At 62.7% G+C, this 24,229-nt stretch carries 24 protein-coding genes; 19 read left to right on the forward strand and 5 right to left on the reverse strand.

Annotated features, from left to right (window positions below; genetic code table 11):
* Nucleotides 1-10: 10 nt before the first annotated feature.
* From IB272_RS20175 to IB272_RS20235, 13 genes are all read left to right on the forward strand, one after another.
* The gene (locus IB272_RS20175) at nt 11-1,180 is read left to right on the forward strand and encodes an ABC transporter permease (protein WP_192444797.1); all 1,170 of its coding nucleotides are present in this window, start codon (nt 11-13) and stop codon (nt 1,178-1,180) included.
* Nucleotides 1,177-2,115, forward strand: a complete 939-nt coding sequence (locus IB272_RS20180) for an ABC transporter ATP-binding protein (protein WP_034799514.1) — start codon at nt 1,177-1,179, stop codon at nt 2,113-2,115. Before IB272_RS20175 ends, IB272_RS20180 begins: the two co-directional genes overlap by 4 nt.
* Nucleotides 2,115-2,852, forward strand: coding sequence for an ABC transporter permease (locus IB272_RS20185; RefSeq protein ID WP_192444799.1), 738 nt, complete (start codon nt 2,115-2,117; stop codon nt 2,850-2,852). Before IB272_RS20180 ends, IB272_RS20185 begins: the two co-directional genes overlap by 1 nt.
* Nucleotides 2,853-2,931: 79 nt before the next feature.
* Complete coding sequence (locus IB272_RS20190; protein ID WP_113293628.1) at nt 2,932-3,744, forward strand: pirin family protein; 813 nt, start codon at nt 2,932-2,934, stop codon at nt 3,742-3,744.
* Between the two features lie 241 nt (nt 3,745-3,985).
* Nucleotides 3,986-5,143: a Gfo/Idh/MocA family oxidoreductase gene (locus IB272_RS20195; protein WP_127889961.1), complete on the forward strand. Its 1,158-nt coding sequence runs from the start codon at nt 3,986-3,988 to the stop codon at nt 5,141-5,143.
* A gap of 13 nt (nt 5,144-5,156) precedes the next feature.
* Entirely contained in the window at nt 5,157-6,041 is an 885-nt protein-coding gene (locus IB272_RS20200; protein ID WP_034799524.1) for a sugar ABC transporter permease, read from the forward strand.
* The gene (locus IB272_RS20205) at nt 6,038-6,895 is read left to right on the forward strand and encodes a carbohydrate ABC transporter permease (protein ID WP_192444801.1); all 858 of its coding nucleotides are present in this window, start codon (nt 6,038-6,040) and stop codon (nt 6,893-6,895) included. The genes IB272_RS20200 and IB272_RS20205 overlap by 4 nt, the downstream gene beginning before the upstream one ends.
* Before the next feature lie 38 nt (nt 6,896-6,933).
* Nucleotides 6,934-8,163 (forward strand): ABC transporter substrate-binding protein, encoded by a 1,230-nt coding sequence (locus tag IB272_RS20210; RefSeq protein WP_034799533.1) that lies wholly within the window; start codon nt 6,934-6,936, stop codon nt 8,161-8,163.
* 95 nt (nt 8,164-8,258) lie between these two features.
* Nucleotides 8,259-9,392 carry a sn-glycerol-3-phosphate ABC transporter ATP-binding protein UgpC gene (ugpC, locus tag IB272_RS20215; protein ID WP_192372788.1) on the forward strand — a complete coding sequence of 378 codons (1,134 nt, stop codon included), beginning with the start codon at nt 8,259-8,261 and terminating at the stop codon, nt 9,390-9,392.
* Nucleotides 9,393-9,544: 152 nt separating this feature from the next.
* A complete protein-coding gene (locus IB272_RS20220) occupies nt 9,545-10,321 on the forward strand; it encodes a helix-turn-helix transcriptional regulator (RefSeq protein ID WP_192444803.1) in 777 nt (258 codons plus the stop codon).
* 126 nt (nt 10,322-10,447) lie between these two features.
* Nucleotides 10,448-10,843 (forward strand): VOC family protein, encoded by a 396-nt coding sequence (locus IB272_RS20225; protein WP_127889965.1) that lies wholly within the window; start codon nt 10,448-10,450, stop codon nt 10,841-10,843.
* Between the two features lie 55 nt (nt 10,844-10,898).
* On the forward strand, nt 10,899-11,303 hold the full coding sequence (locus IB272_RS35610) for a VOC family protein (RefSeq protein ID WP_060518242.1): 405 nt from the start codon (nt 10,899-10,901) through the stop codon (nt 11,301-11,303).
* The gene (locus IB272_RS20235) at nt 11,303-11,656 is read left to right on the forward strand and encodes a DUF1801 domain-containing protein (RefSeq protein WP_210339483.1); all 354 of its coding nucleotides are present in this window, start codon (nt 11,303-11,305) and stop codon (nt 11,654-11,656) included. The genes IB272_RS35610 and IB272_RS20235 overlap by 1 nt, the downstream gene beginning before the upstream one ends.
* 35 nt (nt 11,657-11,691) lie before the next feature.
* Here the strand turns inward: IB272_RS20235 and IB272_RS20240 are convergent, their stop codons facing one another.
* Both IB272_RS20240 and IB272_RS20245 read right to left on the reverse strand, forming a co-directional pair.
* The gene (locus tag IB272_RS20240) at nt 11,692-13,167 is read right to left on the reverse strand and encodes a M81 family metallopeptidase (RefSeq protein WP_034799551.1); all 1,476 of its coding nucleotides are present in this window, start codon (nt 13,165-13,167) and stop codon (nt 11,692-11,694) included.
* Between the two features lie 122 nt (nt 13,168-13,289).
* Nucleotides 13,290-13,787: a hypothetical protein gene (locus IB272_RS20245; RefSeq protein WP_034799555.1), complete on the reverse strand. Its 498-nt coding sequence runs from the start codon at nt 13,785-13,787 to the stop codon at nt 13,290-13,292.
* A gap of 114 nt (nt 13,788-13,901) precedes the next feature.
* Here IB272_RS20245 and IB272_RS20250 point away from each other — a divergent pair, with 114 nt between their 5' ends.
* The 6 genes from IB272_RS20250 (at nt 13,902) to IB272_RS20275 (ending at nt 20,825) form a co-directional block, all read left to right on the forward strand.
* Entirely contained in the window at nt 13,902-14,291 is a 390-nt protein-coding gene (locus IB272_RS20250; protein WP_034799761.1) for a RidA family protein, read from the forward strand.
* Nucleotides 14,292-14,363: 72 nt separating this feature from the next.
* Nucleotides 14,364-15,227, forward strand: a complete 864-nt coding sequence (locus tag IB272_RS20255) for a MurR/RpiR family transcriptional regulator (RefSeq protein ID WP_034799558.1) — start codon at nt 14,364-14,366, stop codon at nt 15,225-15,227.
* Between the two features lie 21 nt (nt 15,228-15,248).
* Nucleotides 15,249-16,025, forward strand: a complete 777-nt coding sequence (locus IB272_RS20260; RefSeq protein ID WP_034799561.1) for an SDR family oxidoreductase — start codon at nt 15,249-15,251, stop codon at nt 16,023-16,025.
* A 24-nt stretch (nt 16,026-16,049) separates the two neighbouring features.
* Entirely contained in the window at nt 16,050-17,969 is a 1,920-nt protein-coding gene (locus tag IB272_RS20265; protein WP_192444807.1) for a beta-N-acetylhexosaminidase, read from the forward strand.
* An 11-nt stretch (nt 17,970-17,980) separates the two neighbouring features.
* Nucleotides 17,981-19,423 carry a M81 family metallopeptidase gene (locus IB272_RS20270; RefSeq protein WP_034799565.1) on the forward strand — a complete coding sequence of 481 codons (1,443 nt, stop codon included), beginning with the start codon at nt 17,981-17,983 and terminating at the stop codon, nt 19,421-19,423.
* Nucleotides 19,424-19,604: 181 nt separating this feature from the next.
* A complete protein-coding gene (locus IB272_RS20275; RefSeq protein ID WP_192444810.1) occupies nt 19,605-20,825 on the forward strand; it encodes an MFS transporter in 1,221 nt (406 codons plus the stop codon).
* Nucleotide 20,826: 1 nt separating this feature from the next.
* On the opposite strand, the gene IB272_RS20280 is transcribed toward IB272_RS20275, so the two are convergent.
* The 3 genes from IB272_RS20280 to hutG all read right to left on the reverse strand — a co-directional run bounded on the left by IB272_RS20280 (nt 20,827) and on the right by hutG (nt 24,228).
* Entirely contained in the window at nt 20,827-21,465 is a 639-nt protein-coding gene (locus IB272_RS20280; protein WP_192444812.1) for a hypothetical protein, read from the reverse strand.
* 268 nt (nt 21,466-21,733) lie between these two features.
* The gene (gene hutU / locus IB272_RS20285; protein ID WP_192444890.1) at nt 21,734-23,407 is read right to left on the reverse strand and encodes a urocanate hydratase; all 1,674 of its coding nucleotides are present in this window, start codon (nt 23,405-23,407) and stop codon (nt 21,734-21,736) included.
* A gap of 2 nt (nt 23,408-23,409) precedes the next feature.
* Nucleotides 23,410-24,228: an N-formylglutamate deformylase gene (gene hutG, locus IB272_RS20290; RefSeq protein ID WP_192444814.1), complete on the reverse strand. Its 819-nt coding sequence runs from the start codon at nt 24,226-24,228 to the stop codon at nt 23,410-23,412.
* Between the last annotated feature and the right edge of the window lies 1 nt (nt 24,229).

Raw genomic sequence — 24,229 nt, forward strand, 5'->3', positions numbered from 1 at the left:
GGAATGTGGTTTGAAAGCACTCCGCTTTGACAAGCTCGGAGCGATCATTGCGGCCCTGGCGCTCGGCGGCGCCTTCATAGCGCCTTTTGCAACGTTTCGTGCCAACCGTATCGTCGCCGGTGAGGTCAAGTCGGTGGCCGACGCCCTGCCTGCGGGGTGGAGTGCCGTGCTGCTGGGCATCGTGGTCTGCGCGGTCATCGTCGCGCTGGTCCGATCGCCCGCTTACCTGCGTCTCGCTGCCGCCTTTGTCGCGCTCGCCGCGCTGGCGCTCGGCATCGGCGTTGCCGCCACGCATCTGACACCCGAAGCCAACACCTATGCCCGCGTCTCGCCGGCTTCGGGCTTCTGGATCGTGCTCTTTGCCTTCGGGTTGCTCGCCGCCGACGCCTTGACGCGACTGCGCCCGGCGCCCTTCGTGCGCATCGTCGTTCTCGCCGTCGTGCTGGCCTTTGCTTCGGCCATCCTTCTCGCCGGCGCCTGGGACGGCCTGTCGATTCTCAAGGAATATGCAAGCCGGGTGGACACGTTTTGGGCGGAGGGCCGCAAGCATGTGACCCTGGCGCTCGGTTCGCTCGTGGCTGCGACCCTCGTCGGCATCCCGCTCGGCATCCTCTGCCACCGCGTCACGCGGCTGCGCGATGGGTTGCTCGGCGTCCTGAACGCGATCCAGACGATCCCGTCGATTGCGCTCTTCGGCATTCTCATCGCGCCGCTCGGCTGGATCGCCCTCCATGTGCCGGGTGCGGCTGCCATCGGCATTCGTGGCATCGGTGTTGCCCCGGCCTTTGTTGCGCTCTTTCTCTATTCGCTGCTGCCTGTCGTCGCCAACACCGTCGTCGGTCTGGCAGGCGTTCCGCGGGACGCGAATGATGCCGCGCGTGGCATCGGCATGACCGATTGGCAGCGGCTGGTCGGCATCGAATTTCCGCTGGCCTTCCCGGTGATCCTCACCGGCATCCGCATCGTGCTCGTCCAGAATATCGGCCTTGCGACCATTGCCGCGTTGATCGGCGGCGGCGGCTTCGGCGTCTTCGTCTTTCAGGGCGTCGGTCAGACCGCGATGGACCTCGTGCTGCTCGGCGCCGTCCCGACGGTCGTGCTGGCGTTCGCCGCGGCGATCGTGCTCGACGCGGTGATCGAGATGGCCACACCCAACACCAGGCAGGCAGAGGCCGCATGATCGAGATCGAGAACATCACCAAGCGCTATGGCGAAAGCACCGTTGTCGACGACGTCAGCCTGACGATCGCGCCGCGCACCGTCACCGTCGTCGTCGGCACCTCCGGCTCCGGCAAGACCACGCTCTTGCGCATGGTCAACCGGCTGGTTGAGCCGACCTCGGGCGCGATCCGTCTCGATGGCGAGGACAATCGTTCGCTGCCCGGTTATGAGTTGCGCCGGCGGATCGGCTATGCAATCCAGGGGCACGGTCTGTTTCCCCATCGCACCGTAGCCCAGAACATCGCGACCGTGCCGACCTTGCTCGGATGGGAACGGGCGCGCATCGATGCGAAGGTGGAAGAACTCCTGCGCCTTTTCCAACTCGATCCCGCCGATTTCGGTCCACGCTTCCCACACGAGCTTTCCGGCGGCCAGCAGCAGCGTGTGGGCGTTGCCCGGGCGCTTGCCGCCGAGCCGAAGGTGCTCTTGATGGACGAGCCCTTCGGGGCGCTCGATCCGATCATCCGCGCCAAGGCGCAGGACGACCTGCTTGCCATCCAGAAACACTTCCAGACGACGATCATTCTCGTCACCCACGATATGGAAGAGGCCTTTCACCTCGCCGATCGCATTGCCGTCATGGACAAGGGCAAAGTGGTGCAGTACGCGACCCCCGCCGAAATGCTGCTGAAACCGGCCACGCCCTTCGTCGAAAGCCTGATCGGGGCGGGCGAACGGCCCTACCGCCTGCTCGCGATCGCGCCGGTCTCGAGCGCGGTTGAGCCCGGGGCCGCCGAAGGCGCGCCGATATCGAGCGATGCCAGCCAAAGGGAAGCCCTGGCCGAACTCCTCTGGTCCGGACGAGATGCGTTGCCGGTGGCAGGTCCCGACGGCGCCGTAATCGGCAGGGTCAGCCTGGAGGGGTTGGCCAAACGCGCGGCCGGTCCAGCCTGATGCCGAAGCTCGCCACTCTCATTCGCATCGCGGTTTTCCTGGTTCTCGTCGCGTTCCTGCTGCAGCCCCATTGGTTCGAGCCGCTGCTGCGGCCGCTGGTGCAGGACAACGCCCCTGTCATCTACAACCAGGGAAGCCTGCTGCAGCTGACGTTCTTGCATCTGCGCACGGTGGCGCTGGCGGTGGCAGCGGCCGCGTTGGTTGCGCTTGCGCTTGCCATTCTCGTCACGCGCACGTCCGGAGCAGAATTCCTGCCGCTGTCGCGCAGCCTGGTGAATATCGGTCAGACCTTTCCGCCCGTCGCGGTTCTGGCGCTCGCTGTTCCGATCTTCGGCTTCGGCGAAAAGCCGACGCTGATAGCGCTTTTTCTCTACGGCTTGCTGCCGATTTTCGAGAATGCGCTGACGGGGCTGACGACCTTGCCTTTCTCGGTCATGGAGGCGGCGCGCGGCGCCGGCATGACCAGCGGCCAGCGGCTTCTCAAGGTGGAGTTGCCGCTGGCGATGCCGGTGATCCTGGCGGGCATCCGGCTTTCGGTCGTCATCAGCCTGGCAACCGCCACGATCGGATCGACGGTCGCCGCAAAAACACTCGGCGAAGTAATCATCGCCGGGCTGCAATCGAACAACCTTTCCTTCGTCGTTCAGGGCGGCCTGATCGTCGCGACGCTTGCGGTGCTTTTGCACGATGGGTTGCAGGCGGCGGAGCGCAAGCTTGCCGCGCGGATGGGGCGCTAGGCGCAGGCGGTGGAGATGCGCGGCCGGGCAATCGGCCGGCTGTCGCAGCAAACTGCGGTCACCCGTGTTAGGATGGCCGATGCTCTACCGCGGCGCCAAAAGTCCTGTTGTCAGGGACATGGGTGGATTCAAGGTCAGGCTCAACATGCCCGGCTGGCTGTTGCCCTGGCCGCGCGATCATGGCTACGGACCGCTCGCGATGGTCGCTGAAACGATATTGGATCCTGGCAGGCTGGTCGCCATGCACGAGCACAGGAACGACGAGATCCTGTCATGGGTGCCGGAAGGGGTCATGCGCCACGACGACCGGGCGACCGGCAGACTGGTCACCGATCGCGCGCACCTGATGGTGATGAACGCCGGTCAAAGCTTCTGGCATTCGGAGGAAACCTTGTCTGGTGATCCTCCGCTGCGCATGCTGCAAATTCTCGTGCGCCCCCACAGCGTCGATCTCCCGCCAAACATTCAGTACGGTCCGATCGAGCCGGCGCCCCTCAATTGCTGGCGGCATCTCGTTGGGGCCGAGGGGGAGGGAGCGCCATTCTACTTCCGCAACGCCATCGATTTCTTCGATCTCAGGCTCGAGGCGACGGCAAAGGTGGCGTTTCCCCGGAAGGAGGGGAGGCACCTTTACTTCTATGTGTTCTCCGGTTCGGTGGAAGTCGGCGGCGTCCGGTTTGACGAGGGAGATCAGGGTCTCCACCAGTCGGACGGACCATTGGACCTCGTCGGCATCGGCAACGCGCTGATCGTCGCGTTCCTGATCGATCCGCGGGCGCCGGCAGCGCGCAAGGGGACGGTCGGCGATCATCCCAAGATCCCGTCACCCGTTCTGGCGCGGACCTTGCTGACACTGCTACGCTTGCGCGATCGTCTCCGACGGAGGAGCTAAGTGGATCAGCGACCCCTCACGCAACGTGCAGTGGTCTGGACCGCTTTCCTCCTGCCGTAGAGTTGCGATGCGTGCACCCTTCTTGGTTGTCTGTAGAATGCCTGCTTTGTCGGCATTTGCCTGAGATATGAAAATGAATTTCACAATTTTACAAAATATGCGGATTTGAGTTGACGGCCTGAAAAAACTGTCCCAGTCTGCGAAAATAAATTACGCCAAAAGGCAGGGGAACAGGACGAGCATGAAAGTTGGCATCATCGGACTCGGATTCCGTTTGGGTTATCTCGGCTATGTCTTCAAGGCCATGGACGAGAGCTTCGAAATCGCCGGATACGTCGATCCGAACCCGGCCGGTCTGGCCACGCTCACAGAAAAAGGCATCTCGCCTGGCAAGGCCTACGCGACGCCCGAAGAGTTGATCGCCAACGAGAAGCTCGATCTCCTGATGATCGGCTCCCCCAACCACATGCACCTCGACCACATCCGGATCGGCCTTGAGGCCGGCCTGAAGGTCTTCAGCGAAAAACCGATCGTCACCACGATCCAGGAAAGCCTGGAACTCGCAGCGCTGATGGCGAAGTTTGGCCATGAGCGGCTGATGGTCGGTCTCGTGCTGCGCTACGCGCCGATGTACCGCGACCTCCGCCAGGCGCTTGCCGAAGGCAAGCTAGGGCAGGTGGTCTCGATCGAGGCTTCCGAGCACATCGAGCCCTACCATGGCGCCTTCTTCATGCGCGACTGGCGCCGCTACGAGCGCTATTCCGGCAGCTTCATGCTGGAGAAATGCTGCCACGACCTCGACCTCTACAACGGCGTCGTCGGAGCCCGGCCGGAACGCGTCGCAAGCTTTGGCGGCCGCAAGAGCTTCATCCCTGCCAACGACCCGGCCCGCGAAGGCATCAACGACCTCGAACTCTTCCATCGCAAGCCGAGCGGATGGATGGGGTCCGACAAGGTCTTCGACAGCGACGGCGACATCATCGACTACCAGGTGGCGATCGTCGAATACGCCAACGGCGTCGGCATGAACTTCCACACCAATCTCAACGTGCCGGATCAGTTCCGCCGCTTCTGCATCATGGGCTCGCGCGGCATGGCCGAGGGCGATTTCATCCGCGGTTACTTCGACGTGCACGAGATGCTGACCGGCAAGAAGGTCATAGAGAACAAGTATAGGGCCACCGAACTGTCGCAGCACTATGGTGCCGACGAGCAGATGGCGACCGACATCATCGGCCACGTCCGCGACGGCCGACCTCTGCCGGTTTCGACGCGCGATGCGCTGGAAGCCGGCATTCTGGCGCTCTCCATGGACGAGGCTCGGCGCAAGAAGAGCGTCATAGACCTCCGGCCCATATGGGACCGTTTCGACGAAGCCCTGCATTCCCGCGCGGCGTAAGGGGAGGCGACGGATGAGTGTTCAACGCAGCACAGTCATCTTCGCCTGGATCCTGCTTCTTCCTGCTGTTCTTTACGTCACGGTGATCGTCGCCTATCCGCTGGTCGACACCTTCATCCTGTCGTTTACGGACGCGTCGCTGAAGAAGACGACCAATTGGGTCGGCTGGACCAACTATGACAAGATCTTCAACGAGACCTTCGCCGAGGTCATCTTCCGGACCTTCATCTGGACGTTTTTTTCGGTGTCGATCAAGATGATCATCGGCGTTTTCGGCGCAACGATGCTGAACGCGGCCGTGCCCGGCCGGGCGCTTTTCCGCCTGCTCACCATGCCGCCATGGATCGTGCCGATGGCCATCGGCATCTTCATGTGGGGCTGGATGTACAACGGCCAGTTCGGGATGATCTCCGGCGTGCTGCAGAACATGGGGTTGTCGAACGGGCCGATCGCCTTCCTCGCCCGCGGAGAGACTGCCTTCTGGGCGACGATCATCACGGACGTGTGGATCGGCGTGCCGCTAGTGACGCTCTATATGCTGGCAGCCATGCAGGCGATCCCGCAGGATCTCTATGAGGCCGCGTGGACCGATGGGGCAGGGCGTTTCTATCGCTTCCGCCGCATCACGTTGCCTCTGCTCGTGCCGTCGCTGATCACCATGTCGATGCTGTCGCTGATCGCGACCTTCAACTCGTTCGATATCATCTGGATCCTCACCCAGGGTGGACCCAACGGTGAGACGACGACGATGATCATCGACACCTATCGCACCGCGATCGGGTCGAAGAAGTATGGCGAAGGGGCAGCGCGCGCCGTGCTGATCTGCATCTTCCTGTCGATCTTCTGCTTTGCCTATTTCCGGGTGACGAGCCGCCTTTCTCAGGGGGAACAGAAATGAGCCAGCCTGCCCTGATCAATCGCTACCGCTGGTACGAGCTTGTCGGAATCTATGCCGGTAACTTCGTGTTCCTGTGCTTTATCCTGGCGCCCTTCGTCGAGGGCTTTCTGGTGTCGCTGAAGCCGCTCGGGCTGCTGTTCTCGTCACCCTATCGCTTCTGGCCGGAAAACGGCTCGTTCGCCGCCTACTTTACGATGTGGGAGAGCGTGCCGGGCTTTGCCCGCTACATCTTCAATTCCTTCTTCATCTCCACCATCGTCACGGCCATCGTGCTGGTGCTGGTCATACCCGCTGCCTATGCCTTCGCCCGCTTCAACTTCCGTGGCGCCGGCGTGCTTTTGGGGGCATTCCTTGCCGTCAACATGTTTTCGGGGGCGGTGCTGCTGATCCCGCTCTTCCGGCTGATGCGCACCTTCGGCGTCCTCAACACCTATCTGGCCATGATCGTGCCGGGCGTTGCCTTCCTGATCCCGTCGGCGATCTGGCTGTTGCGCACCTACATGATGCGCATCCCGCGTGAACTGGACGAGGCCGCCTTCGTCGACGGCGCCAGCCACTTCTATACGCTGCGCCGGGTGATCCTGCCGATCGCCATGCCCGGCATCACCGTGGTGGCGATCACCACCTTCATCGGCGCCTATGCCCAGCAGTTCATCTACGCGCTGACCTTCAATTCCAAGAGCGAATACATGCCGCTTCCCGTCGGGCTGTTTGCCTATTTCGGACGCCAGGAAGTGGTCTGGAACGAACTGATGGCGGCAAGCTTCGTCGGCATCGCGCCGGCTGTCGTCGTGATCTTCCTCTTGCAACGCTATCTCGTCAGCGGGCTCACCGCGGGCGCGGTGAAACAATAAGACTTAAGTCAACCACCAGAGAACGGGAGCATAAAAACGTGTCTATTCAATTCAAGACGGGGGTGCTCGCCCTTGCCCTGCTCGGCTCGACCGCGCTGGGCGCCGTGACCGCCAAGGCGGCCGACCAGGAGATCAGCTGGATCTACTGCGGCGACACCATGGATGCGGTCCACCAGAAGTACATCAAGCAGTGGGAAGAGAAGAACCCGGGCTGGAAGGTAACGCCTGAAGTCGTCGGCTGGGCCCAGTGCCAGGACAAGGCAACGACCCTTGCCGCCGCCGGCACACCGGTCGCCATGGCCTATGTCGGGTCGCGCACGCTGAAGGAATTTGCACAGAACGACCTCATCGTTCCGGTGCCGATGACGGATGACGAAAAGAAGACCTACTACCCCAACATCGTCGATACCGTGACCTTCGACGACAACCAGTGGGGCGTTCCGATCGCCTTCTCGACCAAGGCGCTCTACTGGAACAAGGACCTGTTCAAGCAGGCCGGCCTCGATCCGGAAACGCCGCCGAAGACCTGGGCTGAAGAGATCGAATTCGCCAAGACGATCAAGGAAAAGACCGGCATTGCCGGTTACGGCCTGCCGGCCAAGACCTTCGACAACACCATGCACCAGTTCATGCACTGGGTGTACACCAACAACGGCAAGGTCATCGACGGCGACAAGATCGTCATCGACAGCCCGCAGGTGCTCGCAGCGCTGCAGGCCTACAAGGACATCACGCCTTTCTCTGTTGAAGGCGCCACCGCCTACGAACAGAACGAAATCCGCGCCATCTTCCTTGACGGCAAGGTCGGCATGATCCAGGCGGGCTCGGGTGCCGCAACGCGCCTGAAGGAAACCAAGGTCAACTGGGGCGTAGCACCGCTGCCGCTCGGCCCGGAAGCAAAGGGCGAGGGCACCTTGCTCATCACCGACAGCCTGGCGATCTTCAAGGGCTCGGGCGTTGAGGAGAAGGCGATCGAATTCGCCAAGTTCATCACCTCGCCAGGACCGCAGGGCGAATACGAGCTTCAGGGCGGCGCTGGCCTGACGCCGCTGCGTCCGTCGCCGATGGTCGATGAGTTCGTCAAGAAGGATCCCTATTGGAAGCCGTTCATCGACGGCATCACCTATGGTGGTCCCGAGCCGCTCTTTACCGACTACAAGGGCTTCCAGAACGTCATCATCGAGATGGTTCAGTCGGTCGTGACCGGAAAGGCTGAGCCGGCCGACGCCTTGAAGAAGGCGGCTTCCAGCCTCGAAGAATACAAGTAAGGCCACCGGGGCCGCGCGCCGACAAGATCGGTTCGCGGCCCCACCTAACTCTGCTATAAATGAGCCGCTTCTCGCCGGTGGCCGGAGACAGTTTTTTGGGACAGCTCAATCTCAATCGGGTTCAGAAATTCTACGGGACGTTCGAGGTGCTGAAAAGCATCGATCTCGAAGTCAGGAACGGTGAGTTCGTCGTTTTCGTCGGGCCCTCCGGTTGCGGCAAATCGACCTTGCTCAGGATGATCGCTGGTCTCGACGAGACCAGCTCGGGGGACATCCTGATCGAGAACAAGCGCGTCAACGATCTGCCGCCGGTCAAGCGCGGGATCGCCATGGTCTTCCAGTCCTACGCGCTCTATCCGCACATGTCGGTCTTCGAGAACATCGCCTTTCCGCTTCGCGTGGAAAAGATGGCCGAGGAGAAATTGAAAGCCAAGGTGGAGCATGCCGCGCGCATCCTGCACCTGGACCAGCGGCTGCAGCAGAAGCCGGGCATGCTTTCGGGTGGCCAGCGCCAACGTGTCGCGATCGGGCGGGCGATCGTGCGCGAGCCGAAGATCTTCCTCTTTGACGAGCCGCTCTCAAACCTCGATGCGGCCCTTCGGGCCGACATGCGCATCGAACTGGCGAAACTGCACCGGCAACTGAAAGCAACGATGATCTACGTCACGCACGACCAGGTCGAGGCGATGACGATGGCGGACCGGATCGTCGTTCTCAATGCCGGTGAGATTGCCCAGACGGGCGCGCCGCTGGAGCTCTACCACAAGCCTGCCAACACCTTCGTTGCCGGCTTCATCGGCAACCCGAAGATGAACTTCCTGCCGGTCACCTGCAAGGGCGTCAGCGATGCCGGCGTCGAGGTCGACTACAAGGGGCAGACGGCGGTCATCCCCGTCACCCCGCAAAGCGGCCTTGCCGGGCGCACGCTGACGCTTGGCGTGCGGCCGGAGCACATCATGCTCGGGTCCGGCGACCTGACCCTCAAGGTGACGCCAACGGTCATCGAACGGCTCGGCGCCCATACGGTTGCCTATGCGGCGGTCGGTGGTGAGGGCGAGAACTTCTGTGCCATGCTGCCGGGAACAGCAGCTGTGCGACCGGAGGAGACCATCCAGACAGGTATCAAGGCAGCCGATTGCCACCTGTTCGACGAGGCTGGCCTCGCGCTCGAACGTCGCGTCGAGTTGACCGACATCGATATGGGCGTGCTCGACCCCGCGGCTGCCTGACGTCGTCGAAGGCAGGATCATGGTCTCGGCCAATCAGGGCGCGGCCAGTGCTTGGCCGTTGTGGCTGGATATCCGGCAGCTCTACCTGTAAGGATTGCCGGTCGCCGACGCCCTCTATTCAAAGGCGATCAAGCGGACTTGGATAGAGCATCATGACGCTTGGCCGTTATACGGAACTTCCCCATCTGGCCGACGCCAATGCCGGGATCGAAGCCGTCTGGGCGTCTGTCAGTCGCAACGAGGGCAGCTACCGGGTCCTGCCGGATGGGCGATGCGACATCATCCTCCGATTTACGCTGAACGCCCTGCCACTCTGCGAGCTGACGCCGATCGTGACCGGTCCAACCACGGGCTATTACGATGTTCCGCTGGAACCCGGCGCCGCCTTCGTCGGCGTGCGCCTGCGGCCTGGCCATTTCCAGAGAATTCTGGGCCTGGAGCCGATCCGGTTGCACGGTGACGCCCTGATCGGCGCAGCGGCTCTGGGTCAATGGCCCGACATGGCCGCCCTTTGCGTGCCGGCATCGGACCAGCAGGAGCTTGCCGGCCGCCTGGTGCGGTTTGTCCGCAAGCGTGATGCCGAGAGCGACTTTGAGGTGGCGCCGCTCGGCCGTAACATCATAAGCGCGCTGCACGCCTCCGGCGGGCGGCTGCGCATCGCCGAGCTTGCCGCGATGCACGGTGTCTCCGAGCGCACCGCAAGGCGCATTCTCCTTCGCGCAACTGGGCTCACGCCGAAGGCGTTTGCCGCCATCATCCAGTTTCATCGTGCATTGCGGCTGTTGCGGGATCACCATCTCAGTCCTGCGGATGCCGCGTTCGAAGCCGGTTTCGCCGACCAATCCCACATGACCCGCGTCTTCCGGCGCCTGGGCGGGTTCTCGCCGGCGCGCTTGCCCGAAGTCACACTGGTGACGATCTCGGACTGATGTCCGAATTGTTCAAGATCAGAGCCTGGCAATGAATGATGATCGCCCGTAACCGTTCGCGCTGCTTGGGGTAGCGCGCTTAGCGCGTTGCCGACTTCGGCGGCGAGCAACCCTTGGAGACGAACCATGGCCGTCCGTTTCGGATACACAATCCTCTATGTTCCCGATGTGCCGGCAACGGTCTCGTTTTATGAGGCTGCCTTTGGTCTGAAGCGCAGGTTCGTACACGAAAGCAGCCTCTATGCGGAGATGGAGACGGGTGAGACGGCTCTGGCCTTTGCCAGCGAAACCATGGCGGAGCTGAATGGTTTTGCTGTTCGCGCGAACCGCAGGAGCGATCTTGCCGCCGGGTTCGAAATCGCGCTGGTCTGCTCGGCGCCGCACGAGGCCTATGAAAAGGCTGTTTCGGCCGGAGCATCGCCGGTGAAGCCGCCGGAAGAAAAGCCGTGGGGGCAAGTGGTGGGCTATGTTCGCGATCTCAACGGCTGCCTTGTCGAACTCTGTTCCGCCACGCCCGCTTAGCCGCCCGGCCCGACCACGCAACCCACGAACGCCATGACTCAGGAGGAGCCCGCCTGTGCGCCCGACCACTGCCTCGCCCTGCATCACGACCAACCAGATCGGCGCGTCGCGAGACTTCTATCAGACATATTTCGCCGCACGGCTGACGTTTGACTGCAGCTGGTACATCAGCCTGGAACTCGGCCAAGGCCTGTCCCTCCAGTTCATGGAACCGCAACAGGGGCAGCCTGTGTGCAACACCGAAGGCCTCACCTACAATTTCTGCGTCGCAGACGTCGACGGCGAGTATAGCCGGATCAGGGCAGCAGGCCTTGCCCCGGCGTTGCCGATCGAGGATCACCCATGGGGAGATCGTGGCTTCGCCGTAAAGGATCCGAACGGTGTCCTGCTCTATATCTACTCGAATCGCGAACCCGCGCCGGAGTTCAAGCCGTTTGTCATCGCTTCGGGTGCGGCATGATGGATGACCGGATCCAGACCCTTCTGCGGGAGATCGAGCTTCATCGCGGCGATCAGTTCGTGATCGTAACCCGACTACGGGAAATCGCGCTTGCCTCGGGCCCTGCAGTCACCGAAGAGGTAAAGTATGGCGGCATCCTGTTTTCGTCCAAGGACAGCTTCTGCGGCGTCTTTTCCTACGCCCAACACGTGACGCTGGAGTTTAGCCGGGGCGCCGCTTTGCCCGATCCACATGCCGTCCTGGAGGGTTCAGGCAAGCTTCGCCGCCACATCAAGCTCCTGGGCCCGGCGGATATAGATGAGAAACAAGTCGCGCTATACATCAAGATGGCTCGCCAGGCTGCCGATCGCTGAAGGGTCGGTTGCGCCCGGCGACGGTGCCGCAAACCTCAGGCCGCGCCCTTCTCGGTTCCGTGCGGGTTGTCGACCTTCGGCCAGATGTTCTTCGGCGCGCGCTTGTAGTCGGTCTTGGCGGGATTGTTCGGGTAAGGCGTGCCGGCCGAACAATAGAGGATTTCGGACGCGATCTTGGAGAACGAGGCGTAGAAGTGGTTGGTCGACTTGATGACCAGGATCTTCTTGCTTGTCGGGTCGATGCCCATCACCGAAAACAGGCTTGGATCGAAGCTCTGCGCGCGGGTCGAGTTGAGGATGATGTCGATGCCTTTGAAGCGAATGTGGGCCGCATCGCCGAAGGGGGCGAAGCTCTCGCCGAAGCGCATCTCGGCGTCGCGCACCAGCTTGACCACCTTGACCGTGCCATCGACCGGATTGCCGGTTCCCGGCGCCGACTTGGCGCCGAAGCGCAAGGGGATGTCGGCGCCTTCGCCGGCCGCCATGCAGATCTGCACCGCCATCGGGTCCCAGATCGTGCCGACCGCAACGTCGGTTGCGCCGCGAGCCAGCAGTTCTTCGAGCAGAACTGTCGCGTCGCCGGCCGTACCACCGCCCGGGTTGTCCCAGACATCGGCGATGACGACGGGACCTTTGGTTGCTGCGAGTGCCTCATCGACCGCCTGCCTCTCGTCGATCTGCGGCATGATGAAGGTGCCGCGGTGGGAGAAGAGTTCCAGACCCAATTCCCGTGCGAGGCTCGCGCCTTTCTCCGGCTTGCCGTCGGTGACGGCGAGCAGCTTCGTTCCCATTTCCGGGACGTCGCCGGCCATGAAGCCGTGGATCACGGAGAGCGAAAGCACGTCTGCGTCTTCCTTCTCGATCCGCATCAGCTTGTCGACGAAGGAGCGCATCGGATCGCGAGATGTCGGGTAGACGTCGATCATCCGACAGTCGAAGATCGACATGACGGGCGTGATGCGGCCTTCGAGCGTGTCGACAGCGATCTTCCAGAGGTCCTCCGCGCGGTCGACGAAGTCGGTGTGCGGGAATTCCTTGAAGTAGACGAAGAAGTTCGATGCGGCGGCGCGGTTGGCCGTCAGGTGGCTGTGGGGATCAAGCTCGGCGCAGACGAGGATATCGGGACCGACGATCGCACGGACGCGTGTCAGCAGGTCGCCTTCGGGGTCTTCGTAGCCGTCGGCGACCATGGCGCCGTGCAGGCCGAGCACCACGGCATCGACGGGCATGGCGGCGCGCAACTGGCCGAGGATCTCGTCGCGCAGGCCCTCATAGGTCTCGCGGTTGACGAGGCCAGCCGGGTCCGCCCAGGTCGCGGTTCCCTCGATCAGTTCCCAGCCCTTCTCAACGCAGACGCGCCGGCCGACGGTGATCGGCGCCGTGCAAAGCGTCGGTGTTTCCGGGTGTTCTCCCGGCGGGGCGTAGAGCGAGGCTTCGAAGGCCCGGCGGTCGATGCAGATCGGGGAGAAGGTATTGGTCTCGGTCGCAAGCGCCGCTGTGAAGATCCGCAATGCCGTTGCCTTTTCTATTGCGTCACGCCTGCAGCGCCGCTCATCCGGCCGGATGTGCTAAGGTCGCTGCGGGCTCTAAGTCTGGCGCATGATTTTTCCCGGATGCATGGCGATCCAGGAAACTACGCGGAAGCCGCGCCCATCGGGTTCGGCAGGTAGCCGGTAAAGCCGGCAATCTTCCAGCGTCCTTCGTGCAGACGGCAGTAATAGACCGTCTGCCATTTCAGGATGTCGACGCTGCCGTCCGTCTTCTTCAGGCTGCCATCGAACTTCTTGCGCGCCAACGCCTGGTCACCGTTGATCTCGATGTCCTCGAGCGTCGTCGTGGTGAAGATCGCCGTGCGCGGGTCTTCGGCGAAGCTCTGTGTCGCGAAATCCTGCGCCTGGCGCAGCCACTCTTCGCGATAGGCGGCCAGCGACGGGAAGGTCAGCCGCCAATTGTCCGGATTGGTTTCGCGGCGGCCGTCGATGCCGATGAAGCTCTCCCCGACGAAATCGTCTGCAACCATCGACCAGTCAGCTGCCAGAAAGGCAGTGATGTCGCGGGAGACCAGCATCTCCCAGATCGAGTGGCGTGCAGCATCGGAAGAGGGGAATGGATTGAGAAAAGGATCCCGCATATTCGCGCCCTGGATTGAAATTCTTTTCATGAATGGCGTTTTTCGCTAGCCAAATTCGGCTTTCTATGGTCACTTGTCAACGATCAAAGAAAATAATTTGCAAGAAGGCTCATGATGACGATCAAGCGCTATGGTGCGGAACAGGTCGGCGCTGGCGGCAAACCTTTGCCCTTCGCGCGCGCTGTCGAGGCGGACGGCTGGCTCTATGTCTCTGGTCAGGTTGCCATGGAAAACGGCGAGATCATCGAGGGCGGGATCATCCCCCAGACCCACAAGACGATCGCCAATGTGATGGCCATCCTGACGGAAGCCGGCTACGGTCCGGAGCATGTGGTTCGTTGCGGCGTCTGGCTCGACGATCCCAGGGATTTCTGGACATTCAACAAGATCTACCAGGAGTATTTCGGTGCTCATCCGCCGGCGCGGGCCTGCGTCCAGTCGTCGATGATGGTCGATTGCAAGGTCGAGATCGACTGCGTCGCCTATAAGCCGAAAGAAGGCTGATCCTGGAGCGGGAGCGGTTTTCTGCCCGCATCCCGCTCTCACTCGTGATCCGAAGCAAGGCATAAGCGGGCGATGGACATCTTCGCGACATTGCAGGAAGAAAAGGGGCGGCTCTCCCAGTCGGAAAACCGCATCGCCGATATTCTCCTGAACGATTTCGAGTTCGCGGTAAACGCCTCCATCATCGAGCTCGCGAGCAAGGCGGACGTTTCGCCGCCGACCGTCACCCGCTTCTGTCGGCGGTTGGGTTGTGACAGCTTCTCCGACTTCAAGGTGCAGCTCGCGCGGACCGCCTATATCGGCATGCGCTACCTGAAGCCCGAGCCGAAGAGCCGGGAGACCGGCGATGTCGCCCAGGACATCATCACCAAGTCGCAGAACGCGCTGTTTCTTCTGCATCGCTCGCTCGATCTCGCCGCGATCGAGCAGGCGGTCGAGCGGATTGCCTCAGCGGAAATGATCTACGCCTTTGGTTCCGGCGGCAATTCGTCGATGATCGCCGGCGAGCTTCAAAACCGGCTCTTTCGTTTCGGCCTGCGCATCACATCGAGCTCGGATCACAGCATGCAGTTGATGATGACGGCGGCGGCCCGGCCGACGGACGTGCTGATCGGCTCCTCCTTTTCCGGCCGCAACGCCGAACTCGTGCGCGCCTTCACGCTTGCGCGCGAACTGAAAGTGCCGACCATCGCGCTGACGCAGAGCGGCAGCCCGGTGGCCACCGCTGCCAGCATCACCGTTCCGGTCGATCTGCCCGAGGGCAACAATATCTACCGCCCCACCTCCACCCGCATCGCCTATCTGGCGCTGCTCGACATCCTCTCCAGTCTCGTCGCTTATCGGGTTCAGCCGCAGGCGACAGCCACACTTCGGCGCATCAAACAGCAGCTGGTGACCCACCGCGACGGTGACGACCGCCAGTTGCTCGGAGACTGACGTGCCGCGAAAGGTCAACGCATGACGCAATCTCTCGCGATCGTCACCGGCGCCGCCGGCGATATCGGCCGTGCTATCGCCCGCAAGCTTGCCGACGACCATGACGTGGTTCTGCTCGTCGACATCGATGCGGAGGCCGCCGAAAAGGCAGCGCGGGCGCTTGGCGACGGCAAGCGCTTCGTCGCAGTCGCCTGTGACGTCACCAATGCCGAAAGCGTGGCGGCGATGGCAGCGAAGGCCGCAGAGAAGGGCGCTGTCCGCACCCTCGTCAACAATGCTGGTGCTGCCCGTGCCGTCAGCCTGCACGACACGACGCCGGAGATCTGGCGCATGGACAATGCGCTGAACCTCGAGGCGGCCTTCCTCACTTTTCGCGCCGTCGAGGACATGCTGAAAGAGACCCACGGCTCGGTCGTCAACATCGCCTCGGTCAACGGCATGAACGTCTTCGGCCATCCGGCCTATAGCGCCGCCAAGGCCGGGCTCCTGCACCTGACCCGGCTGATTGCGGTCGAATACGGCAAGTTCGGCATCCGCTCGAATGCGGTGGCACCCGGCACGGTTCGCACCCAGGCCTGGGAGGCGAGGGCGGCATCGAACCCGGATGTCTTCGAAGAGGCGCGCCGCTGGTATCCGCTGCAGCGCATCGTCAATCCGGATGACGTCGCCAATGCCGTGCATTTTCTCGCAGGCCCGCTCGCGGCCGCCATTTCGGGCGTCTGCCTGCCTGTCGATTGCGGCCTGACCGCCGGACAGGCTGAGTTGGCCCGCACGTTCTCGCAATCAAACCACTACTGACATAGAGCATTCTGGAGGAAGAGCATGCACCCGGTTTCCTACCGTCTCGAGGCGTCCTGGCAGCCGGATGGCGGGCCGTTCGGGCGGTTTACCTTCACGCTGTTCAATTTCTCCGGCGCGCCACTTTCCGGCTTCAGGATCGTCTACACCTCGCTCACCCGGGTGATCGATCCCAAGGCCTGCGACAATGCCGTGTTCCTGCGCCGTAACGCCAATTTTCACGAATTCGCGCCGCCTGCGGGGCTGACGATCGAAAACGGCGGGAGCTGGACCTTCACCGTCAGCGGCCTGCACCGCAACGCGCGCCACTGCACCGACGGTGCCAAGTCCGCCTATCTGACGCTTGCCGATGGTGGTCACGTGCCGGTCGCTGTCTCCGATCTGTTGCTTGAAAGTGCCGTCAGTGAACCGCCGCCGGTGCGGCTACCGGACGGCAAGCTCGATCAGCCCTATGCGTTGCAGCCCTGGCCAGCGAAGCTTGAGCTTCGTCCTGGAGACGGTTTTCCAGTGGTGCTCTATCCGGCGGTCGGCTCGACGGGCGAGGATGTCGCTGCCATCGATACGGTTCTGGCGATGTACCATCGGCTGTTCCCTGCGGGCCACGCCCCCTTCAGCCTGGCAGCCTCGAAGCAGGGGCGGGCGATTGTCTTTACCGCCGACGCTGGTCTTAAGGCTGAGGCCTATCGGCTCGACTTCTCTGAGACCGAAATCCGGCTTAGCTTTGGCGGCAGCGCCGGCCGGCAATATGGTTTGACCAGTCTGGCCCAGCTTCTGGATGGGGCACGCAACCATCCGGAAAAGTTCCGCTTTCCGGCGAGCGGCAAAATTTCGGATGCGCCGCGTTACAGCTGGCGCGGTTGCCATCTCGACGTCTCCCGCCAGTTCTACCCGACGGCGGATGTGGCGCGGCTGATTGACATTCTCGCCTGGTTCAAGCTCAACGTTTTCCACTGGCACCTGACCGACGACGAGGCCTGGCGCCTGGAGATCAAGGCCTACCCGCAGCTGACGACGCTTGGCGTCCTGCGCGGGCCGGATGAGCCGCTTCTGCCGCAGCTTGGTAATGGCGCTGAGCCTGTCGGCGGCTTCTACAGCCAAGCGGACGTGAGGGCGATCGTCGCGCAGGCGACGGCGCTGCATGTCGATGTCGTGCCGGAGATCGATATCCCTGGCCATAGCACGGCGACCTTGGTGGCGCTGCCGGATCTGACAGACGGTCAGGAGGCCCCGGAGAGCTACCATTCGGTTCAGGGCTATCCCAATAACGCGCTCAACCCGGCCGTTGCCTTTACCTACGAGTTTCTGGAGAAGGTCCTCGACGAAATGGTCGAGCTTTTCCCGAGCGCCTACATCCATATCGGCGGCGACGAAGTGGCGAACGGTTCTTGGCTCGCTTCGCCGCTGGCCAAGAAGCTGATGGAGCAGGAGGGCATCTCCGGCACCTTCGCGCTGCAGTCCTATTTCCTGAAGCGGGTGAAGCAGATGTTGACGGCGCGTGGCCGCAAGCTCGCCGGCTGGAACGAAGTGGCGCATGGCGGCGGTGTCTCGACCGAAGATACGCTGCTGATGGCCTGGGAGCGGCCGGAGGTCGGCATCGAGCTCGCCCGCGAAGGCTATGACGTGGTGATGACCCCCGGCCAGGCCTATTACCTCGACATGGCGCAGGCCGATGCCTGGCAGGAGCCAGGTGCAAGCTGGGCCGGCACGGCGACACCCGCCCACACCTACGGCTACGAGGCCGAGGGCGAATTCCCGGACGAGCTGAAGGCCCGCCTCAGAGGCGTGCAGGCGTGCATCTGGTCCGAGCATTATCTTTCGCGCGGCTACTTCAACCGGCTCGTCTTCCCGCGGCTTCCGGCGATCGCCGAGGCGGCATGGACACCGAAGTCGGCGAAGGACTGGCTGCGCTTTGCGGCCATCGCGCCGCTCAGCCCGAACCTCTGAGAGGAACGCTCATGCGCATCGCCGTTGGTGGCATCCATACCGAATGCAGCACCTATTCGCCTGTTCTGATGACAGAGGAAGATTTTCGCGTTCTGCGCGGCCAAACGCTGCTGGACGCCGAGTACTTCAGTTTCATGAAGGCCGAGGGTGTCGAGCATCTGCCGCTTTTGCATGCCCGCGCCGTGCCCGGCGGCCCCGTGTCGCGCCCAACCTACGACGCCTTCAAGGCCGAGTTCCTCGAAATGCTGCGTGACGCGCTGCCGATCGACGGGCTTTATCTCGCCATGCATGGCGCCATCAAGGTCGACGGGATGGACGACGCCGAAGGCGACTGGATCTCCGCCGCCCGCGCTGTCGTCGGTCCCAATTGCCCGGTGGCGGCGAGCTACGACCTGCATGGCAATGTCAGCCAGGAGATCATCGACCAGCTCGATATTTTTGCCGCCTACCGCACCGCGCCGCATATCGATACGCCGGAGACCATGACCCGTGCCTGGTCGATGCTGGTATCTGCGCTGAGAGACGGGACGCGCCCGGGCATCGCCTGGGCACCGGTCCCGGTCCTGCTTCCCGGCGAATGCACCTCGACCGAGGACGAGCCGGCAAAGTCGCTCTACGTGCAACTGCCCGAGATCGATAAGCGGCCGGGCGTTCTCGATGCCAACCTGATGGTGGGCTACGTCTGGGCCGACGAGCCGCGGGCGACCGCCTGTGCGGTCGTAACGGCCACCGACAGGGCGGCGGCCAAACGGGCAGCGGAAGAGATTGCCGCGGGCTACTGGTCGGAACGTCGAAACTTCCGCTTCGGTCCGGTCACCGGACCGCTCAACGAAATGCTGGATATCGCCGAGCGGGCGACGACGACGCCGATCATTCTTGCGGACTCCGGCGACAACCCGACCGGCGGCGGCGTTGGTGATCGCGCAGACGTGCTGAAGGCGCTGCTCGCCCGCGGCTGGCGGGGCGCGTTGATCGCCGGCATCACGGACCTGCCGGCGGTCGAAGCCTGCTTTGCCGCTGGGGTCGGCGAAACGTTGATGCTCAAGATCGGCGGCAGCCTCGATCCGGCAAGCCCCCGTGCGGAGATGCTGGCCGAGGTCGTCACGCTGGATGATCCCGGGCCTGCGAAAGAGCGGCAGGCGGTGGTGCGGGTCGGCGCGATCGATGTCGTTATCGCGGCACGGCGCAGGCCCTACCACAACATCGAGGACTTCCGGCGGCTGGGCCTCGACCCTGAGGCGGTGCGGCTGCTCGTCGTCAAATCGGGCTACCTGTCGCCCGAACTGGCGCCGATCGCCAACCCCAACCTGATGGCCCTGACCGAAGGGGTCGTCAATCAGGACATCCAAGGGCTCGCGAGCCTCCGCCGTCAGCGGCCGGCCTACCCCTTCGATCAGGACTTTTCCTTTGAACCCGTCGCCCGCTTTTCGGCGCGTTGGTCGAGCGGCGCCTGAGACATGCTTCGCACATTTCCTACCCGAGTTTCGGGTAGGGGCTTCCCTCAAAGCACCGCGCGTCGTTCGACGCGCATGGGCGCTGAAACGCCTTAGCCTTCCGCATAACACCGTCCTTAAATCGATCACAATTTAAGCGATTGTGCGATATCCTCCACCCGCTTCGCGGACACATTCTAGCATGACCTCCACCATTCTCAGCGCCATGCGCAACCCGGCCATGCGGATCAGCATGCTGGCAATCTTCCTGTTCGGGTTTGCCGGTGCGGCCACCTCGCCCTACCAGTCCGTCGTCGGCATCAACGAGCTGGGGCTCAGCGATGCCGTCTATTCGCTGCTGATCCTGCTTGCCTCGACGGTGAACGTCATCGTCAGTGTTTCGATCGGCATTCTGGCCGATCGCGTCGGCAACTGCCGGCTGCTGATGTCGACGGCGATCTTTTTCGGCGTTGTCGGCTACGGCATCGTCTATGTGCTCCCGCATCAGATGAGCTTCGTCGTTAGCGTCTTGTTGCTGTTGCCGATCTACGGCGCGGTCTACACGCTGCTCTTTGCCAATGTGCGCAGCATCGCCCGGCGGATGAGCGGCCATGACGCTGCCTCGCTCACGACGGGCGCCCGCGCGGCCATATCAGTGTCCTGGGTTCTGGTGCCAGGACTGGTCGGCTTTGCACTCGCCGGCGGCGACAGCATGCTGCCGGCCTATCTGCTCGCCTGTCTCGGCTGCCTCGCCAATCTGCTGATCGTCTATTTTAAACTGCCCAACGAAAATGGGGCCGACGCATCGCTCGGCAAGCGGCTTTCTTACTGGACGTCTTTTCGGGAGATCCTGGCGCCGGGGATTTTCCTGCGCGTCATCGCCGTTGCGATCATCACCTCGTCGCTGCACGTCAACGCCGCCGTGCTGCCCCTGATCATGACCGACGAGATCGGCGGCAGCGTCACCGATATCGGCATCATCGTTGGGATCGTCGCTTTCCTCGAAGTCGTGTTCATCTTCGTCTGGGCGCGCATCCAGCTGAGCCTTGTTCCATTCAAGGCGCTGGCGCTCGGAACCGCGATCTACATCGGCTACATGGTGCTGCTCGGCTTCTCGACGGCGACCTGGCAGATCTACGCGCTCACCGTGATCAGTGCCTTTGGTGCCGCCGCGTTGATCACGATCCCGATCAGCTACCTCCAGGACCTGATTGCCGACCGCCCGGGCCTCGGAAGCTCATTGCTCGCCGTGAACCTCTTCCTGAGCGGCGGCCTTTGCGCCGGGCTTTTTGCGCTCGGCACGCGGATCAGCGACTATTCGGGCACGGCGCTGCTTGGCGGCGCCGCAGGCCTTGCCGGGCTGGTGCTGCTGCTCGCGCTCGACGGCGATAAAACAGGGAAGAAAACAGTCCGCCGCTCGTGAATTAGTCCCAGGGCTCATCGACAAAACTGCAGGTGAACTTTGTCTGGTTGTCCTGGAGACATCTCTTCTTTTGATCGGCGAGGATCATGATCCTCGCGAAGAAGCGCGAAAAGTCGGTCTTGCTGGAGGTAAACGTGGCTATCCCCAAAGCGTGCGCCTGGGCCTGCGCCACGCAGGTCGCCAATTCCTGATCGGGGACATCGCTGTTTGCAACGATGACAGCGCGGTCAAATCGCCCTTCCGCGGAATAGTTCACGGCGGAAGCGCAATTTGGTACGCCAGTTGCTGCAGTATCGTTCAGCAACCGCTCGTAGTAGGGGTCGAAGCCGAAATCTTCAATTTTGCTGACGTCGACCCGGCCATTCTTGACGACGTCCTTTCTGAAGATCACGCCGATGGTGTTTCTTCCGAGGCCCGGTTGGGCCTTGGTCTCAATTCCGGCGGCCATGGCGATCATTTGAATTGTCGAGAAGACCACGTCCCTCTTCTTGGTCTCCCCTTGGCTCATTCCGACGCCGATAAATTCCGGGAAGGCGGTAAAGTGCCGTTCTCCATTGCGAACAGGGCCGAAGAAACTCACGTTTTGAGCGACCGCAGACGAGGCAACAAAGACGCTCGCAAGAAGCCCGGTGGCAAACATAAGATGTCTAATGGTTCTTCTCCCGTACCCGCCCTAGCGCATGAAGCCTTCTCATAAAAAACCAGCGCTCGCGTGAGCGAACAGAGATGTTCTGCAACGCGTCGCCAGCAATGCGATGGCATCTCGATTTTTCTAGCATTGCTATCAACAGCTGCAAGGCGCCGGAGCGAGGAAGACGCAGTCCTGACGCTAGTCTCATCAAAAAGTGATTGGGGCGCCTTTCGGCGCCCCAATCAGTACGTCCGTGAGTATGTCGGTCGAGAGCGGATCAGTTGCCGAGAATGCCCGGCAGGCGCAGGCCCTTTTCCTTGGCGCAATCGAGCGCAATGTCGTAGCCCGCATCGGCATGGCGCATGACGCCGGTTGCCGGGTCGTTCCAGAGCACGCGTTCGAGGCGCTTGGCCGCATCGTCGGTACCATCGGCGCAGATGACGACGCCCGAATGCTGCGAGAAGCCCATTCCGACGCCGCCGCCGTGGTGCAGCGACACCCAGGTGGCGCCCGATGCGGTGTTGAGCAGGGCGTTGAGCAGCGGCCAGTCCGAAACAGCGTCCGAGCCGTCCTTCATCGCTTCGGTCTCGCGGTTCGGCGAGGCGACCGAGCCGGAATCGAGGTGGTCGCGGCCGATGACGACCGGCGCCTTCAGTTCGCCGTTCTTGACCATTTCGTTGAAGGCGAGGCCGAGGCGGTGGCGATCGCCGAGTCCGACCCAGCAGATGCGCGCCGGCAGGCCCTGGAAGGCGATGCGCTCACGTGCCATGTCCAGCCAGTTGTGCAGGTGCTTGTTGTCGGGCAGCAGTTCCTTGACCTTGGCGTCGGTCTTGTAGATGTCTTCCGGATCGCCGGACAGGGCCGCCCAGCGGAACGGGCCAACGCCGCGGCAAAAGAGCGGGCGGATATAGGCCGGAACGAAGCCCGGGAAGGCAAAGGCGTTTTCGAGGCCTTCTTCCTTGGCCATCTGGCGGATGTTGTTGCCGTAGTCGAAGGTCGGGATGCCCATGTCCTGGAAGGCGATCATCGCTTCGACGTGGTCGCGCATCGAGGCGCGCGCGGCCTTTTCGACGGCCTTCGGATCGCTGACGCGCTTTTCCTTCCACTGGCCCATGGTCCAGCCCTTCGGCAGGTAACCGTTGACCGGGTCGTGCGCAGAGGTCTGGTCGGTGACCATGTCCGGGCGGATGCCGCGACGGACCATCTCCGGCAGGATTTCGGCGGTGTTGCCGAGCAGGCCGACGGACTTGGCTTCGCCGTTCTTCGTCCAGCGGGCGATCATCTCCATCGCTTCGTCCAGCGTCTCGGCCTTTTCGTCGAGGTAGCGGGTGCGCAGGCGGAAATCGATCGAGTCCGGGTTGCATTCGACGGCCAGGCACGAAGCGCCTGCCATGACGGCGGCGAGCGGCTGGGCGCCACCCATGCCGCCGAGGCCGCCGGTCAGCACCCACTTGCCCTTAAGGTTGTCGCCATAGTGCTGACGACCGGCTTCGACGAAGGTTTCGTAGGTGCCCTGAACGATGCCTTGCGTGCCGATATAGATCCACGAGCCGGCGGTCATCTGGCCGTACATGGCGAGACCCTTCTTATCCAGCTCGTTGAAGTGATCCCAGGTCGCCCAGTGCGGCACGAGGTTGGAGTTGGCGATGAGAACGCGGGGCGCATCCTTGTGGGTGCGGAACACGCCGACCGGCTTGCCCGACTGCACCATCAAGGTTTCGTCGTCGTTGAGGTCCTTCAGCGTCTCTACGATCTTGTCGAAATCGGCCCACGTGCGGGCGGCACGACCGATGCCGCCGTAGACGACCAGCTCGTGCGGGTTTTCCGCGACGTTCGGGTCCAGATTGTTCATCAGCATGCGCAGCGGCGCTTCGGTCAGCCAGCTCTTGGCATTGAGCGTGGTGCCCAGAGGGGCGCGCACGTCGCGAATATTGTGGCGCGGATTGTTGATGGTCATGCCTCGCTCCCTGTCAGTGTCTTGAGGTCAAATGCGATGGTTTCGATGCGGTTCAGGATCGCACCCAGCGGCTTTCGCAACAGGGCGGATCGTGTGGCGTCGAGCGCGAAAGGCAGCTCTTCGGCGGCGAGATGGGTCGATTGCGCGAGCTCCATCTGGATGGCATGCACGCCGGTTTCCGGGCGGCCATAGTGGCGGGTCGTCCAGCCGCCCTTGAAGCGGCCGTTGAGAATGCTGCTGTAACCTTCCGCAGCGGCAGCGATTTCGGCCGTCGCCTTCTCGATGTCAGGCGCGCAGGTCTTGCCCATGTCGGTGCCGATGTTGAGATCCGGCAGCTTGCCTTCGAACAGGAACGGAATGCGCGAGCGGATCGAGTGGCAGTCATAAAGCACGACCACGCCATGGATCGCCTTGACCCGCTCGATCTCGGCGGCAAGGGCCGCGTGATAGGGCGCATGGAATGACCGGAGCCGTTCGGCGATATCCGCTTCGGTCGGTGCCTCTCCGTCCTTCCAGATCGGCTTGCCGTCGAAATCCGTTTCCGGGATCAATCCGGTCGTGTTCTGGCCGGGATAGAGGCTGACGCCCTCGGGATCGCGGTTGGCGTCGATCACGTAGCGGTGGAAGGTGGCGCGAACGACGGTCACCTCCGGCAGCAGGCCATCATAAAGTTGATGGATATGCCAGTCGGCATCGGCGAGGATGCGACCGTTATTGTTCAGCCGATCCCAGATCGCAGCCGGCACGTCGGTGCCGGTATGCGGAAAGCCGAGAATGACCGGCGAGTTGCCTTGTCTGACTTCGACGACCGCCATT

Origin of the sequence: Ensifer sp. ENS08 (assembly GCF_014852195.1) — a bacterium.
GTDB lineage: Bacteria > Pseudomonadota > Alphaproteobacteria > Rhizobiales > Rhizobiaceae > Ensifer > Ensifer adhaerens.

Coding starts and splice junctions, on each gene's coding strand:
- IB272_RS20180 (WP_034799514.1), top strand. CDS start 1,177: ATGATCGAGATCGAGAACATCACCAAGCGCTATGGCGAAAGCACCGTT.
- IB272_RS20185 (WP_192444799.1), top strand. CDS start 2,115: ATGCCGAAGCTCGCCACTCTCATTCGCATCGCGGTTTTCCTGGTTCTC.
- IB272_RS20190 (WP_113293628.1), top strand. CDS start 2,932: ATGCTCTACCGCGGCGCCAAAAGTCCTGTTGTCAGGGACATGGGTGGA.
- IB272_RS20195 (WP_127889961.1), top strand. CDS start 3,986: ATGAAAGTTGGCATCATCGGACTCGGATTCCGTTTGGGTTATCTCGGC.
- IB272_RS20200 (WP_034799524.1), top strand. CDS start 5,157: ATGAGTGTTCAACGCAGCACAGTCATCTTCGCCTGGATCCTGCTTCTT.
- IB272_RS20205 (WP_192444801.1), top strand. CDS start 6,038: ATGAGCCAGCCTGCCCTGATCAATCGCTACCGCTGGTACGAGCTTGTC.
- IB272_RS20220 (WP_192444803.1), top strand. CDS start 9,545: ATGACGCTTGGCCGTTATACGGAACTTCCCCATCTGGCCGACGCCAAT.
- IB272_RS20225 (WP_127889965.1), top strand. CDS start 10,448: ATGGCCGTCCGTTTCGGATACACAATCCTCTATGTTCCCGATGTGCCG.
- IB272_RS20235 (WP_210339483.1), top strand. CDS start 11,303: ATGGATGACCGGATCCAGACCCTTCTGCGGGAGATCGAGCTTCATCGC.
- IB272_RS20245 (WP_034799555.1), bottom strand. CDS start 13,787: ATGCGGGATCCTTTTCTCAATCCATTCCCCTCTTCCGATGCTGCACGC.
- IB272_RS20250 (WP_034799761.1), top strand. CDS start 13,902: ATGACGATCAAGCGCTATGGTGCGGAACAGGTCGGCGCTGGCGGCAAA.
- IB272_RS20255 (WP_034799558.1), top strand. CDS start 14,364: ATGGACATCTTCGCGACATTGCAGGAAGAAAAGGGGCGGCTCTCCCAG.
- IB272_RS20260 (WP_034799561.1), top strand. CDS start 15,249: ATGACGCAATCTCTCGCGATCGTCACCGGCGCCGCCGGCGATATCGGC.
- IB272_RS20265 (WP_192444807.1), top strand. CDS start 16,050: ATGCACCCGGTTTCCTACCGTCTCGAGGCGTCCTGGCAGCCGGATGGC.
- IB272_RS20270 (WP_034799565.1), top strand. CDS start 17,981: ATGCGCATCGCCGTTGGTGGCATCCATACCGAATGCAGCACCTATTCG.
- IB272_RS20275 (WP_192444810.1), top strand. CDS start 19,605: ATGACCTCCACCATTCTCAGCGCCATGCGCAACCCGGCCATGCGGATC.
- IB272_RS20280 (WP_192444812.1), bottom strand. CDS start 21,465: ATGTTTGCCACCGGGCTTCTTGCGAGCGTCTTTGTTGCCTCGTCTGCG.
- hutG (WP_192444814.1), bottom strand. CDS start 24,228: ATGGCGGTCGTCGAAGTCAGACAAGGCAACTCGCCGGTCATTCTCGGC.